The sequence below is a fragment of the Pseudomonas sp. 05N36 genome, from assembly GCF_056397385.1.
Genome location: NZ_JBFTNH010000013.1, coordinates 87,620 through 100,550, shown reverse-complemented (window position 1 = coordinate 100,550; position 12,931 = coordinate 87,620). Strand labels below are relative to the sequence as shown.

Annotated in this window: 12 protein-coding genes, 1 tRNA gene and 1 pseudogene; 2 read left to right on the top strand and 12 right to left on the bottom strand. The window is 58.1% G+C overall.

Features of this window, described 5'->3' with window-relative positions:
- Positions 1 to 96: 96 nt before the first annotated feature.
- The 12 genes and pseudogenes from AC1DIH_RS17955 to AC1DIH_RS17900 all read right to left on the bottom strand — a co-directional run bounded on the left by AC1DIH_RS17955 (position 97) and on the right by AC1DIH_RS17900 (position 9,627).
- Positions 97 to 462 (bottom strand): annotated as a pseudogene (locus AC1DIH_RS17955) (histone-like nucleoid-structuring protein, MvaT/MvaU family).
- Between the two features lie 67 nt (positions 463 to 529).
- Complete coding sequence (locus AC1DIH_RS17950) at positions 530 to 718, bottom strand: hypothetical protein (RefSeq protein WP_477772705.1); 189 nt, start codon at positions 716 to 718, stop codon at positions 530 to 532.
- A gap of 65 nt (positions 719 to 783) precedes the next feature.
- Complete coding sequence (locus AC1DIH_RS17945; protein ID WP_477772704.1) at positions 784 to 1,626, bottom strand: chromosome segregation protein SMC; 843 nt, start codon at positions 1,624 to 1,626, stop codon at positions 784 to 786.
- 93 nt (positions 1,627 to 1,719) lie between these two features.
- Complete coding sequence (locus AC1DIH_RS17940; RefSeq protein WP_477772703.1) at positions 1,720 to 4,614, bottom strand: DUF927 domain-containing protein; 2,895 nt, start codon at positions 4,612 to 4,614, stop codon at positions 1,720 to 1,722.
- Positions 4,604 to 4,891 carry a DUF3077 domain-containing protein gene (locus tag AC1DIH_RS17935; RefSeq protein ID WP_477772702.1) on the bottom strand — a complete coding sequence of 96 codons (288 nt, stop codon included), beginning with the start codon at positions 4,889 to 4,891 and terminating at the stop codon, positions 4,604 to 4,606. Before AC1DIH_RS17935 ends, AC1DIH_RS17940 begins: the two co-directional genes overlap by 11 nt.
- Entirely contained in the window at positions 4,888 to 5,172 is a 285-nt protein-coding gene (locus AC1DIH_RS17930; protein ID WP_477772701.1) for a hypothetical protein, read from the bottom strand. Before AC1DIH_RS17930 ends, AC1DIH_RS17935 begins: the two co-directional genes overlap by 4 nt.
- A gap of 529 nt (positions 5,173 to 5,701) precedes the next feature.
- Positions 5,702 to 6,043, bottom strand: a complete 342-nt coding sequence (locus AC1DIH_RS17925; protein WP_477772700.1) for a hypothetical protein — start codon at positions 6,041 to 6,043, stop codon at positions 5,702 to 5,704.
- Entirely contained in the window at positions 6,040 to 6,648 is a 609-nt protein-coding gene (locus AC1DIH_RS17920) for a hypothetical protein (RefSeq protein WP_477772699.1), read from the bottom strand. Before AC1DIH_RS17920 ends, AC1DIH_RS17925 begins: the two co-directional genes overlap by 4 nt.
- The gene (locus AC1DIH_RS17915) at positions 6,645 to 6,926 is read right to left on the bottom strand and encodes a helix-turn-helix transcriptional regulator (protein ID WP_477772698.1); all 282 of its coding nucleotides are present in this window, start codon (positions 6,924 to 6,926) and stop codon (positions 6,645 to 6,647) included. Before AC1DIH_RS17915 ends, AC1DIH_RS17920 begins: the two co-directional genes overlap by 4 nt.
- 90 nt (positions 6,927 to 7,016) lie before the next feature.
- Entirely contained in the window at positions 7,017 to 7,862 is an 846-nt protein-coding gene (locus AC1DIH_RS17910) for a hypothetical protein (RefSeq protein ID WP_477772697.1), read from the bottom strand.
- 285 nt (positions 7,863 to 8,147) lie between these two features.
- Positions 8,148 to 9,383: a tyrosine-type recombinase/integrase gene (locus tag AC1DIH_RS17905; RefSeq protein WP_477772696.1), complete on the bottom strand. Its 1,236-nt coding sequence runs from the start codon at positions 9,381 to 9,383 to the stop codon at positions 8,148 to 8,150.
- A 167-nt stretch (positions 9,384 to 9,550) separates the two neighbouring features.
- A tRNA-Arg gene (locus AC1DIH_RS17900) sits at positions 9,551 to 9,627 on the bottom strand.
- 349 nt (positions 9,628 to 9,976) lie between these two features.
- Here AC1DIH_RS17900 and gabD point away from each other — a divergent pair.
- Positions 9,977 to 11,419, top strand: a complete 1,443-nt coding sequence (gene gabD, locus AC1DIH_RS17895) for an NADP-dependent succinate-semialdehyde dehydrogenase (RefSeq protein WP_054595050.1) — start codon at positions 9,977 to 9,979, stop codon at positions 11,417 to 11,419.
- A gap of 176 nt (positions 11,420 to 11,595) precedes the next feature.
- Positions 11,596 to 12,873 carry a 4-aminobutyrate--2-oxoglutarate transaminase gene (gabT, locus tag AC1DIH_RS17890; protein WP_054595051.1) on the top strand — a complete coding sequence of 426 codons (1,278 nt, stop codon included), beginning with the start codon at positions 11,596 to 11,598 and terminating at the stop codon, positions 12,871 to 12,873.
- Positions 12,874 to 12,931 lie beyond the last annotated feature (58 nt).

The following is a 12,931-nucleotide window of genomic DNA, read 5'->3' as shown; positions in this document are numbered from 1 at the left end:
GCCCAAAACGACATTGAAATGTGCAGAAAAAATAGAACCTTCATCTAGAAAGACTAAAAGGACCTCAAAAGGGTCCTTTTAGTCTTCCGATTTTCCTTATTTGTGCAACCAGCTCTCGACAGCGTCAGAGCCATGCTTAGTTTTCCACTCTTTCAACGTTTTGTGGTTACCGTCTTTCGTTTCAACAACTTCGCCAATATGTGGGTTTTTGTAGACCTTGAGCTGGCGAAGTTTGCGCGTGCCAGCTGCATGATCTGGGGCTTGGCGGCGGGTATTGCTCTGTGGATCCAGTAAATTAGTGATCTTTTTCAAGCTGAATCAATACTGTGCGAGCAGCTCACGGAGTTTGGATTCGAACTCAATTTCTTTCTTCAGACCGCCATCACCTCTTAGTGCTTCCAGTGCTTGGAGTTGTTCGGCTAGGTGCTTTTCCAACTGACGGTATTCTGCGAGTTTAGACATTGATTTTTACTTGATCATGTGTTTGGGCGTATTGTTCCGAATCGTGTTGCAGGATGTAAGTTCAGCGTTATTTCCGGCCTTTCAGTTGGCTATCGATGTGACCCATTTCCGCTTTGATCGCATTAATGGTGAGAGCTTGTATCTGCGTGATTTTTCCGGACCTTACGTCAACGACTTTCAGCAGGGCTGTCAGATGGGCTTTCCTCGCTTTGAGAGTGTCGGACAGGCTTGAGCTGTTCTGTATCGGCGCATTCATTGTGTTTATCCTTGCGGCGTTCTAAACAGCCCACGTTCGCGGGCTGTTTCGGGTGTGGCCGGTCGTTACATCGCCAGCACGTCTTGCACGGTATGTTTAAACGAGCGGTCCGATAGTTCACCGAATTGCCAACTGCCGAAGTTTTCACCCTGCTCTGGAATGAACACTTTCAGGAGTCCAACCTGATCGCGCTCAATGAGGCGATAAGAGGCCCAAAGCTTGCCTCCAACATCGAGCAACGCTTCAGCTGCTTCATTCCACTTCTCTTCCAGTACCGTGTGCGCTAGGTGAAGAGCATTTCTCTCGATAGCTTTGTGCTCTTGCTGAGCTTCGGTGATGTATCGATCAACCGTGATCAGTTCCTGCTCTAGGGCGGAGATGATCAGCTGTTGCCGACGGTTATGTTCGCTGGCTGTTGCGAGATTTTTTGCGGCCTTTTGCGCGTCAGCATTGGCGTTCTTCTCGCCTTCTGTGTCGCCCCAGGCTACAGCCTGCGCGTAGGCAGTGGCCGCTTCCGTCTCCGCCTGTCGGGCCTTCGCCATGTCTTCAATCGCTTGCTGGCGGATCTGCTCCAGGCGGGTGCTGACGCTCTGACGCTTTTCGTTGAGCTCCTGCTCGTCGGCTTTCCGGCTGGCCATGCCTTCGATGTAGTCCGTCATCAGTGTTTCCCGATTGGCGAGGTTCTCTCGACGGTAAATCTTCCGATTCAGCCCGTTGATCTCTAGGTCCAGCGAATCAAACTTCCTCTTCCGTTCGTTGTACTGATCCCGCACTTCACGCACCCGGTCCTGTTCGATGACTTCGGGACTTTCCAGCGCTGCTTCGAGGGGAAAGATTTGGGCTCCGACGCGTTCCTTTTCGGCGGTCAGTTGGTCGCGGCGGTCTTTCAGTTCTTGGATCTCATTCATTTGAGTTGTCTCTGTGCAATTTGATTGTGGGTTGGTTGAGCGGCTGGCGAGGCCGGGAATAAGCCGGCATGACCTCGATCAATGGGGGGGCCTTCAGGCAGCCCGAGCCTCGCTCTCATCCGTTCCCGGAATCGTCTTCACGATGTAGCAGCGTTGCGGGCCAAGACCGGGCAACCGGACCAGACTCGATGCCTTGCCGTCGCTGCCCGGCTCCAGCACGCCGCGCTGCAGCAGTTCCTTGTTCACTGCATTGATGTTCATGCCCCGGAAGATCTCGGAGCGCCACGCTTCAGGCAGCACGTAATAGGTGTTTGTGGTGTGCATGGTGTCTCCCATGCCGTGCTCCAGCGTTTTGCGGAAACCGAGACGATCGATGGTGCGCGGGCCGTGTTCGTCGATCTTTGCTGCGGCCGATTCCCAGCGAGTGAAACGGCTTTCGCCGAAGCGCTCGATGACCTGGCGCAGCCGCGCCAAGATCGCATCGCCCTCGAAGTTACCGGCGCCGCCGCGCTCGTTCAGCCACGCGTTCAAGCACACACGAGCGGCAGTAGTGGCTGTCCCGTCCGGCCAGCCGGTGATGCCCATGGCGGTGGCCAACTCGCCTGCTGCAGCGGCGAGGCCGAAGCGAGCGGCGGCACGGTGCGCTTGTCCGCTGGCTGATGCCGGGAGCGACTTGGCGATAAAGCCTTCCAGCGTGCGGCGCAGGATGGCTGACCAGCCGTGGCGTTTGCCGGGTTCGCAGAGCTCCGTCAGGAACGCGGTGAGCGGTGTGCCGTAGTAGTTCGCCACCCGTGCCTTGAGTGCGTCAGACAGGGCTGCGGCATCTTCAAAGCCGTTCAGTGTGTCGAACATGCCGAGACCTTTGCTGGCATCGGCCGGAACGGCGAGCATGCGCACCTCCATACCGGCTTTCAGCTCCTTGTTGGCTTCGGCCATGTGCTGGGCCAAGGTCTTCTCGCCGGTGGAGAGAAACAGCAAGCGCCACTCCTGCACCTGCCGACCTGCTTGGCCCCGGTCATTGGCGCGTGCCTTGCCGGTGCCGTTACCGAGCATGTACACCGTCTCGCCGATGATCCGCGCGTCGCACATGCCGATTTCGTCCAGTACCAGGAGGCCGTCGGAATGCGCGGCGGCGATGGACTCCAGGGCGTTGTCGGTCGAGCGCCACGAACGCACCAAGCGCGGTCCGCCGTAGATCGAAGCGGCAACCTGCAGGTGAGTGGTCTTGCCGCCGGAGCTGTCGCCGTACAGGTGAAAGCCGCCCGACTCATGGCCGAGCATGTGCAGCAGCGGACCCGCGAACGCCACGCCGACGACAAACGCCAAGCGGTGGTTACCGACGCAGAGAGCGCCGATCTGCTGTTGCCACTGCTCCAAGGTCCCGGCTTCACTGATCGGTGGGAGCTGTGCACCGGCCTCGTAGAAGTGAAGGTGTTCGCTGTGCGCGCCGACCTGCTGCTCGGGCAGCAGAAAGGCGCTGTCGTGCCAACCCAAACGGGTGACCAGTCGTGCCCGCTGCGCACTGTCGAAGCCTCCGAGGTAGCTCTGCAGGTCGTTGCGTGCGTTGCGCCCCGAACGACTCCCAGCGAGACGCAAGCCCATGTCCACCAACGGGCCGAGAACGTCTTTGCCAAAGTCGCCGGTCATGGTGCGCGCCGGGATGTTCCAGCGCTTCTTGGTGCCGTCTGGATCGTCGAACTCGACCAGTAAGCCCCAGTTGTGGCCCTTGTCGTCACGGGTACGGGCGAGAATTTCCAGAGGCGAACACACCGGGCGTGCCTCGCCGTCGTCACCGGCATAAAACACGCCTTCGGACGTCAGGCGAAAGCCACCGGGCATCAGGTCATTTTTCGATTTTGCCGGGCGCTTGACCGCTGTTTTCGCCTTTGGCTCTGGCTTGGTTTCAGCCTGCTCCGGTGCCGACTTTTCCACAGGCAAACCAAACAGTTCACCGCTGCTTTCCAGCTCGGCCAAATGGGCCGCTGTCCAGCCTTTAGAGAGAGCATCGGCCGCATCGTCGCCGTCGTCCCATTGACCACCTTTGGCGAAAGCGGCGCGTTCGTTCTTCAGCGTGGGCTTGCGTTTGAACATGTCCAGCGCGATGACTCGGACCGAGGCGGCACCGATTTTGCGCAGCTTGTCGGCGACAGCTTCCATGCAGGCTTTGCCGCTGACGTCGTTGTCTGGCCACAACAGCACGTCGCGACCTTTGAGCGGTGTCAGATCGGCTTTGTGCCAGGAGTTGGAACCGTTCGGCCAGCAGGTTGCCACGTAGTCGGGCAGCAGTTCGGTGGCGGCATCAGCGGCCTTTTCGCCTTCGCACAGGACAACCGGTGCGTCACCGCGCTGGGTCAGTTCATCAAGGCGCAGCATTGGGCGCGGATCCGGCAGACCCTGCCAGCGCCATTGCTTGGTTTGGCCATCGGCGCGCAGACACCACGTCAGTGGCGCAAAGACCTTCTTCGGCTTGCCGCCTTCATCAGGGCCGAGGTTGAAGCGGTAGAGCGCCATGAGCGGCTGACCCTCCGTATCACGGTAGATCCACACCTTCGACGGTGCGCCGTGTTGACGATGCTTGGCCGGGCACTTGTTCATGGCCTCGGCCGGGATCGGCTGAATGGCGATCCACTCCGGTGCTTTGACCTTGCCGGGGAGGGTCTTCGACTGGGCGGCGCCGGGCGAGACGTTGAGCAGGTCCGCCAGCTTGGTGCAGGCCTCGACATCGGTGCCGCCATCCAGATAGCGCACCAGATCGATCAGATCGCCGCCCTTGTCGCCGGTGGCGAAGTCGGCCCAGGTACCCTTGCTCAAGTTGACCTTGAGCGAACCGGCACGCTTGTCGCTGCGAGTCGGATTCGGGGCGGTGTATTCCTTGCCGCCGTCCACACGCTTGCCGTTGGGCAGCCAATGGGCAAGCACCCGATCGATCGCTTTCAGAGAGGACGCTTTCACGTCGGCGAAGCTGGGGCGTTTCGCGTTATTGGTCATGGCCAGCCTCCAATCGCAGGAGGGCGGTGGTCACATCATCAATCACCGCCTTGCCCATTTCACTCAGGTAGTGAGCGGCCATCGCGCACTGCTCAGTGTTGTCGCCGTGGGTGGCCAGGAGCGTCATGCGATTTGCGCAGCTCAGCAGGTCGGAGGCGTATTCAAGCGCGTCGGACACCGGGATGCCGGCGCTGAGCCGAAACAGCGTCTGATTGGGTTGTCCGCACCGAGCGAACGTGGTCGCGCCCTGGGTGGTGACGTTAGCCTGAAGGCTCATTGCGCACCCCCAGTTTTAGCCCGAGGAGTCGAAGTTGCATCACCGTGCAGGGTCAAGGTTTTGATCAGGCCCAGAGTGCCGCGCACGTCCCAAATAACGGACGCCAGCACGTGATTGGCCAGGCGCGGTTTGTCGCTGTCAAAGTGGTCCTCAAGCAGGGTCAACACCGAGTCGGCGCGGTCAATGGCGCAGGTGATGGCGTCAATCGGAATGCCAGCTTCAGCATCGTTGCTGACACCGAGCAGATCTTCGGGCAGGGCAAAACTCAGGACGTTGTTCATTGGGCACCGCCTGCGGCTTCGAGAGCGCGGGCTTTGGCCATATGGGCGTTGTAACGGGTGAGACGTGTAGCGAGGCTGGAGTTGGCATGTAAAGCGGCAAGAGCCATTGCACGATGGGCAGTGGCGCGAATTTTGGACGGATTGAGGGTGTGCATCTGGCGAAACTCCTATTGTTGAGGAGCTGCCACGAATCGCCGCTAAACGAAATAAGGTGGCAGCTGTGCGCGGGTTAGCGGACCGGGACAATAGGAACCCGGCAGACCCGAAGGTCTCCCACGCACAGCCACCATAAAACAGACTGGCGGGCACAAAAAAAGCGCCTGCAATCGTAATGGGGGCGCCTGTGCGCCTATTGTTGATCGGGCCGCTAAACCCGGTCGCTGAATTTGCAGCGACGGCCAAAGAGTAGCGTCCCGACTTCAAAAGTGCAACCGTGTAGAGATCTTGCGCATTTTCTCGATGCGGCATAAATTGTGCGGGCATGTAGATTTACCTCAACGCCTCCGGATTGCTTCCGGGGGCGTTTTCGTTAGTGCTGGGTAGTGGTAGGGCGGGCGAGGGTGAGCCATTGCAAGTGGTTCCCTTGGCGAGCCCTTTGCCGCATCTGCTGTAGCGCTTCGGGATTGCGCAGCAGGTTTGGAATCAGCTCACGAGCGTCGCCAACCACCACGTCTGCTGGCGGCTGAATCGCTAACAACGTCCACTCCAGGTTCTGCCACAGCACGATCAACACCTGAGCGCCGGCCGAGATCGCCTGATCGCGGAGGGCAAGCAAGCGCTGGCGACCTTTGATCTCTGCGGTAGATGGCAGAGACGTTTCAAGTACGCCGACGAGATCCAATGCTTGGTGGGGAAGAAAGGTCGGGGTCATGCTGCCTCCTGCACGTTGGTAAACAGCGGCAGTGGCGTTTCGCCTTTGAGCCAAGCGAGGATTTTGCTGTCCTCAACGCACCGTCGGCGATGTTCTACCGCGAGCAGATCGCGGCGCTGTGCCAGGCACTCATCCACATAACCGGTCAGCTCTGAGGTCATGCGCATTTCACGGTGCAGGCGTTCGCTCGCGGTCTTTTCCTCCGCAAGATCCTGCTCAGTAATGTGTCGCCACACCGTCGGATCGTTCGCGTAATCAGCCGATTGATCAACCAGCCAGTACGTGACCCAGTCGTTTAAACCAAGCGATTTCAGGGCGGCGCGGCGGCCTTCTTTCATCGCGAAATGCCCGGTGCCGTGAATGCAGGAAAACTCCCTGCGTACCGCATTTTTGCGGAGCAGTTCAGGCAATTCCCAAGGATTGGGTTTAAGCGGAAGGACCAGGCCATCAGGGTTGAAAAAGAAGGCTTCTTGTTCTTCCCCGTTCCAGCTCACGCCGGCGATGGTGCGGTGCCGCCAGTTGATTGCGTCAGGTCGATAAAGGCGGAACCCGACGCTGTAGGAATCGAGAAAGGGCCCCTTGAATGGGCAGTGGCTGCGTCTCATGCGGCCACCTGATCACGAGCTTCAATGCGGCCCCGCGCCCAGGCTTGAACTTCGGCCAGCACCCACGCGACCGGCGCGCCGCGTGCGGTGCTGGTGCTCAGTTTGACCGGCTGCGGGAAGCCGCACTCGGGGCGCTGCATGAGCTTGTAGATGGTGGAGCGTTTCATGCCGACGATACCCTCGACTTCGCGCATGCGAATTAGGGTTGAGGCGGCATCAAACAGCATTGCGGAATGCTTTGGGGCTTTGCTCGAAAGGGTGGTTACGTTTGGGCTCATAGGTATTGCTCTCGGCATGTTTGGACTCGAGAGCAATGATCTAGGTGTCGAACTGCGGTGAGCAGTTCAGTTCCATTTGAAATTTCTGGTTTACAACACCTTGTGTTGTTTGAGGATGGCTTCCACTCGCTTACGGGTTAGCGACTTTGTCGTTTCGAGGGGGATCCAGTCGGGCCGCTGATCCTCTAGTTGAGCCACCTCTCTCTCAAGCCAGCGATGCACCGCGGTTGTGACAGCCCGACGCGACATACCGTTCTTCAGCAAGACCCGTGCTTGGTTGACGATGGCAGCATCACGTTCATTCATCTCATCCTTTCGATCTATGCCGCTGAATACACCGCCCTTCTGCCGGCTCGCGGTTTTGATGGCAGCGGAAGCAAGCTCGGTAATGTCATCGTCGTAAAGCGAGAGCAGCGAGGTCACCACTTCCAAATGCGCGACATAGTTCTCTAATGCGTCAATGCGCTCATCTGGGTTGATTTCGCTCGCGACGGCTTGGCAGAACTCCTCCCAAGGCAACTCTAATATCCGCCAGTTCATCGAAACGGCTTGTTGTTCACTCGCCTGCATCCAGTCGCTGAGCGATTCAATAGCCTTTACTGCACAAGCCATTGCGTAGGCCGCATAAGCTTCTTCATCGGACGCGGATTGGCAGCGAGTGACATTGCGAACTGCATCCGCTAAGAGGGATGTCGGAAGTGTTGTTGCACATCGGAAAATTGACTCTTCGTGCCTGACGGCCCCAACGCAGAGTGAGTTCAGATAACTAGCTGCTCCATTGGCCTGAATCCGAAATGCGCATTGGTCGAGTAAATGACAGGCATCCCGGATTTGCTCGGCGCAGAGCGCGTAGAGCGACTGGATCGATAAATACTCAATCAATCTAGCCGTAGGCTTCAAACCCACCGCGAGATCAATGCCGTCAATTAGCTCCAAGCCGATCCTCCATTTCGCCGAAGCGCTGGCAGTTGTCCCGCGCCCTGTGTTTCTGACGTACGACCAGCGCGCCGAAAGAGACGCGTACGCTGGAAATGGCTAGCCAACAGTGGCAATGATTGGGACTTTCGGTGTAACACGGAGGCGTTGCGTTACACGACGCGAATGCCACCGCTCTCAAGCGTGTTACAGGCGTGAAACTCAATATACTCAAGGGTTTGATGTCGCCCGTTACACCAGTAACACACGTAACACCGCTTTTGGAGGGGGGATGGATAAGCGATCTCATACCACCTTTCCAAATTGGCCTTGCACTACATTGCCAGTTACTAGCTCATCGAGATGATCGGCATACCACTGCATCATGACTTTACGCTGAGGCAAGTACACCGCCTTGTTGTACACCCCTGCAATCCCCTCTTTTACATGAGAAAGCTGGGCCTCAATGTGGTTCTCATCAAAGCCTTGCTCATTAAGGATCGTGCTCGCGATATGGCGGAAGCCATGGCCAGTTTGCCGGCCCGCGTATCCCAGTCTGCGCAGCGCCATCAGAAAGACGGTATTGCTACGGGGGATGGTTCGATCTTTTCTCCCAGGGAAGAGAAGGGGGTATGCCCCTGTTAGCGTGCGCAGCTCCGTTATCGCTTCAATGGCCTGGCGAGATAGAGGCACTACATGCTCGCGACGACGCTTCATTCGCTCGGCTGGAATCGTCCATAGCTTTTTGTTGAGGTCGATCTCTGACCAACGTGCCTCTCGAATCTCACTCGGGCGTGCCGCTAATAAGGCGAGCAAGCGGAGACCTAGACGGACATCCTTCGCGTGAGGGTAAGAGTTGATAGCACGAAGTAATGCAGGCAGCTCTTCTATTGATACGTGTGCATAATTTTCAGCACTGCGTGTCTGTAGAAATTTATTGAGGCCTTCAAGGGGGTTGTGGATCGCTCGGCCCGTCACGCGTGCCAAGTCGTAGATCTCTTTGCAGAAGGCCCGAACTCTGCCCATTTGCTCAATGATCCCTTTCTGCTCCATGCCGCGCAGAAACTCCATCCATTCAAGGGGCAGTATTTCTGTGTAGATGCGTTTGCCGAAAACGGGGAACACGTGAAGTTCCAGGGCACCAAGGACTCGACGGGACGTGCCGGCTTCCCAGCTTGAGCGCCTAGCCTCAAACCATTCGCGCCCTAATGCTTCGAAAGTGTTGTTGGCAGCCACCCGGTCAGCAATCTTGCGAGCCTGCTTACTGACTAAAGGATTTTTACCAGTCGATGCGTCATCCCGCAGTTGCGCCGCCTTCTGCCTGGCTAGCGAGCCACTGATTTCGGGGTAACCGCCTAGGCCCAGCCAGGACCATTTCCCGTCTGGTTTTTTGTAGCGCAACTCCCACGACTTCTGCCCATTTGCCTTGACCCGAAAATACAAGCCGTTGCCGTCTTGCTCCCGATACGTCGCACTCTCCGGCTCCAAGCCTGCGAGAGTAGTGTCGGCCAGTGGGCGGCGTTTGATTTCAGTACGCTTCACTGCGTGTATGCCTCCAGTTCAATGAATCTCAAAGCATACACGTGGGCATACACGGCGTGAAGTTATAGGGGTAGACAGGGATGGATAGCCAGAAACAAGAAAGCCCGCACAGGGCGGGCTTCTTGGGGTGTTTCGTAGACTGTCTGGGACAGGTCTAGACTGCTATATGGTGCACCAGGCGGGATTCGAACCCACGACCCCTGCCTTCGGAGGGCAGTACTCTATCCAGCTGAGCTACTGGTGCAATGCGGGCGCCATGATACTCATATGCGCTGCGGGCGTCCATGCTGCTGAATAGCCTGATGTTTCGCGCCCGCCGAGCGGGTGTTTACTACGTTGATCAGAAAAATAAGGCAAATGCGGCGTTTTCGTTCTTTTTTTCGAACAGCCTATTGTCCTTTACCCCCTTTGATCCTAGGATTCGTTTGAGATTTCAAACGCTCTTGTCTGGGTGCTGAACCGCACGAGCTTCAATAGTGCGCTATTTATGTGCTTCAGCCCGGTGAATGATTTCCCTGACGGCAGCCTTCAAGGCGCCTTTCAACAATCATAATTTGCTCCGCGTGTGCGCGGTGCTGTTAAGGAAAGCCGACATGCAGCTTAAAGACACCCTGTTGTTCCGCCAGCAAGCCTTCATTGATGGCGCCTGGGTCGATGCGGACAATGGTCAGACGATCAACGTCACCAACCCGGCAACGGGCGAAATTCTGGGCACCGTGCCGAAAATGGGCGCTGCCGAAACCCGCCGTGCAATCGAAGCCGCTGACAAAGCGCTGCCGGCCTGGCGTGCACTGACCGCCAAAGAGCGCGCGAACAAGCTGCGTCGCTGGTTCGAATTGATCATTGAAAACCAGGACGACCTGGCTCGCCTGATGACTCTGGAGCAGGGCAAGCCATTGGCCGAAGCCAAGGGCGAAATCGTTTACGCCGCGTCCTTCATCGAATGGTTCGCCGAAGAAGCCAAGCGCATCTACGGTGACGTGATTCCGGGCCACCAGCCAGACAAGCGCCTGATCGTGATCAAGCAGCCGATCGGCGTGACCGCTGCGATCACTCCGTGGAACTTCCCGGCTGCGATGATCACCCGTAAAGCCGGCCCGGCCCTGGCCGCTGGCTGCACCATGGTGCTCAAGCCTGCTTCGCAAACGCCTTACTCAGCCTTCGCCCTGGCTGAACTGGCCCAGCGCGCCGGTATCCCGAAAGGCGTGCTGAGCGTTGTCACCGGCAGCGCCGGCGACATCGGCAGCGAGCTGACCAGCAACCCGATCGTGCGCAAGCTGTCCTTCACCGGCTCGACCGAAATCGGTCGTCAGCTGATGGCTGAATGCGCCAAGGACATCAAGAAAGTCTCCCTGGAACTGGGCGGCAACGCTCCGTTCATCGTGTTCGACGACGCGGACCTGGATAAGGCCGTCGAAGGCGCGATCATTTCCAAATACCGCAACAACGGCCAGACCTGCGTCTGCGCCAACCGTCTGTACATTCAGGATTCGGTGTACGACGCGTTCGCTGAAAAACTCAAAGTGGCCGTGGCCAAACTGAAGATCGGCAACGGTCTGGAAGAAGGCACCACCACTGGCCCGTTGATCGACGGCAAAGCCGTGGCCAAGGTTCAGGAGCACATTGCTGATGCCCTGAGCAAAGGCGCGACCCTGCTGGCCGGTGGCAAGGTGATGGAAGGCAACTTCTTCGAACCGACCATTCTGACCAACGTGCCGAAGAGCGCTGCTGTGGCCAAGGAAGAAACCTTCGGTCCATTGGCGCCGCTGTTCCGCTTCAAAGACGAAGCCGAAGTGATCGCGATGTCGAACGACACCGAGTTCGGTCTGGCCTCGTACTTCTATGCGCGTGACCTGGGTCGAGTGTTCCGCGTGGCTGAAGCCCTGGAATACGGCATGGTCGGCGTCAACACCGGGTTGATCTCCAACGAAGTCGCGCCGTTCGGCGGCATCAAGGCCTCGGGCCTGGGCCGTGAAGGCTCCAAGTACGGCATCGAAGATTACCTGGAAATCAAATACCTCTGCCTGGGCATCTGATCGGGTAAGGAATTAAACGCAAAGGGCACGAGAGCGCTGTCCCTTTGCGGGCTTCAAACGTTATTTCTCGGTGGCCGGGAAAGCTGTGGCAGTCGATCATCGCATGCTGCCGTAGTTGCCTCCCCGCCACGTATTCCTTGGACCACGCCGACCGATGAGCGGCGAATGAGGACTTTATGAGCAAAACCAACGCATCCCTGATGAAACGCCGCGAAGCCGCTGTACCACGCGGTGTTGGCCAGATTCACCCGATCTTCGCCGACCACGCGAAGAACTCCACCGTGACCGACGTTGAAGGTCGCGAGTTCATCGACTTCGCCGGCGGTATCGCTGTGCTGAACACCGGTCACCTGCACCCGAAAGTCATCGCAGCCGTGACCGAGCAACTGAACAAACTGACTCACACCTGCTTCCAGGTGCTGGCTTACGAACCGTACGTAGAGCTGTGCGAAAAAATCAACGCCAAGGTTCCAGGTGATTTCGCCAAGAAAACCCTGCTGGTGACCACCGGTTCCGAAGCCGTGGAAAACTCCATCAAGATCGCTCGCGCCGCCACTGGCCGTGCCGGCGTGATTGCCTTCACCGGCGCTTACCACGGTCGCACCATGATGACCCTGGGCCTGACCGGTAAAGTCGTGCCTTACTCGGCCGGCATGGGCCTGATGCCAGGCGGCATCTTCCGCGCGTTGTACCCGAACGAACTGCATGGCGTGAGCATCGACGATTCGATCGCCAGCATCGAGCGCATCTTCAAGAACGACGCCGAGCCGCGTGACATCGCTGCAATCATCATCGAGCCGGTTCAGGGCGAAGGTGGTTTCTACGTTGCACCGAAAGAGTTTATGAAGCGCCTGCGTGCCCTGTGCGACCAGCACGGCATTCTGTTGATCGCGGACGAAGTGCAAACCGGCGCTGGCCGTACCGGTACCTTCTTCGCCATGGAACAGATGGGCGTTGCAGCCGACCTGACCACCTTCGCCAAATCCATCGCTGGCGGCTTCCCGCTGGCCGGTGTGTGCGGCAAGGCTGAATACATGGACGCCATCGCTCCAGGCGGCCTGGGTGGCACTTACGCCGGTAGCCCGATCGCTTGCGCCGCTGCGCTGGCGGTGATGGAAGTGTTCGAAGAAGAGCACCTGCTGGATCGCTGCAAAGCGGTCGGCGAGCGTCTGGTTACTGGCCTCAAAGCCATCCAGGCCAAGTATCCGGTGATCGGTGAAGTGCGTGCCCTGGGTGCGATGATCGCGGTTGAACTGTTCGAAAACGGCGACAGCCACAAGCCTAACGCTGCAGCCGTCGCCAAAGTCGTGGCCAAGGCCCGCGACAAGGGTCTGATCCTGCTGTCGTGCGGCACTTACGGCAACGTGTTGCGTGTACTGGTGCCGCTGACTGCACCGGACGAGCAATTGGATAAAGGTCTGGCGATCATGGAAGAGTGCTTCTCCGAGCTCTGATTGCGCAGTGTGACCTGATCGACAAAAAACCCGCTTCGGCGGGTTTTTTTTGTCACTT

Excerpts from the sequence above, each read along its gene's own strand:
- gabT (WP_054595051.1), top strand. The coding sequence starts at position 11,596 with ATGAGCAAAACCAACGCATCCCTGATGAAACGCCGCGAAGCCGCTGTA.
- gabD (WP_054595050.1), top strand. The coding sequence starts at position 9,977 with ATGCAGCTTAAAGACACCCTGTTGTTCCGCCAGCAAGCCTTCATTGAT.
- AC1DIH_RS17945 (WP_477772704.1), bottom strand. The coding sequence starts at position 1,626 with ATGAATGAGATCCAAGAACTGAAAGACCGCCGCGACCAACTGACCGCC.
- AC1DIH_RS17915 (WP_477772698.1), bottom strand. The coding sequence starts at position 6,926 with ATGAGCCCAAACGTAACCACCCTTTCGAGCAAAGCCCCAAAGCATTCC.
- AC1DIH_RS17930 (WP_477772701.1), bottom strand. The coding sequence starts at position 5,172 with ATGAACAACGTCCTGAGTTTTGCCCTGCCCGAAGATCTGCTCGGTGTC.
- AC1DIH_RS17935 (WP_477772702.1), bottom strand. The coding sequence starts at position 4,891 with ATGAGCCTTCAGGCTAACGTCACCACCCAGGGCGCGACCACGTTCGCT.
- AC1DIH_RS17920 (WP_477772699.1), bottom strand. The coding sequence starts at position 6,648 with ATGAGACGCAGCCACTGCCCATTCAAGGGGCCCTTTCTCGATTCCTAC.
- AC1DIH_RS17940 (WP_477772703.1), bottom strand. The coding sequence starts at position 4,614 with ATGACCAATAACGCGAAACGCCCCAGCTTCGCCGACGTGAAAGCGTCC.
- AC1DIH_RS17950 (WP_477772705.1), bottom strand. The coding sequence starts at position 718 with ATGAATGCGCCGATACAGAACAGCTCAAGCCTGTCCGACACTCTCAAA.
- AC1DIH_RS17925 (WP_477772700.1), bottom strand. The coding sequence starts at position 6,043 with ATGACCCCGACCTTTCTTCCCCACCAAGCATTGGATCTCGTCGGCGTA.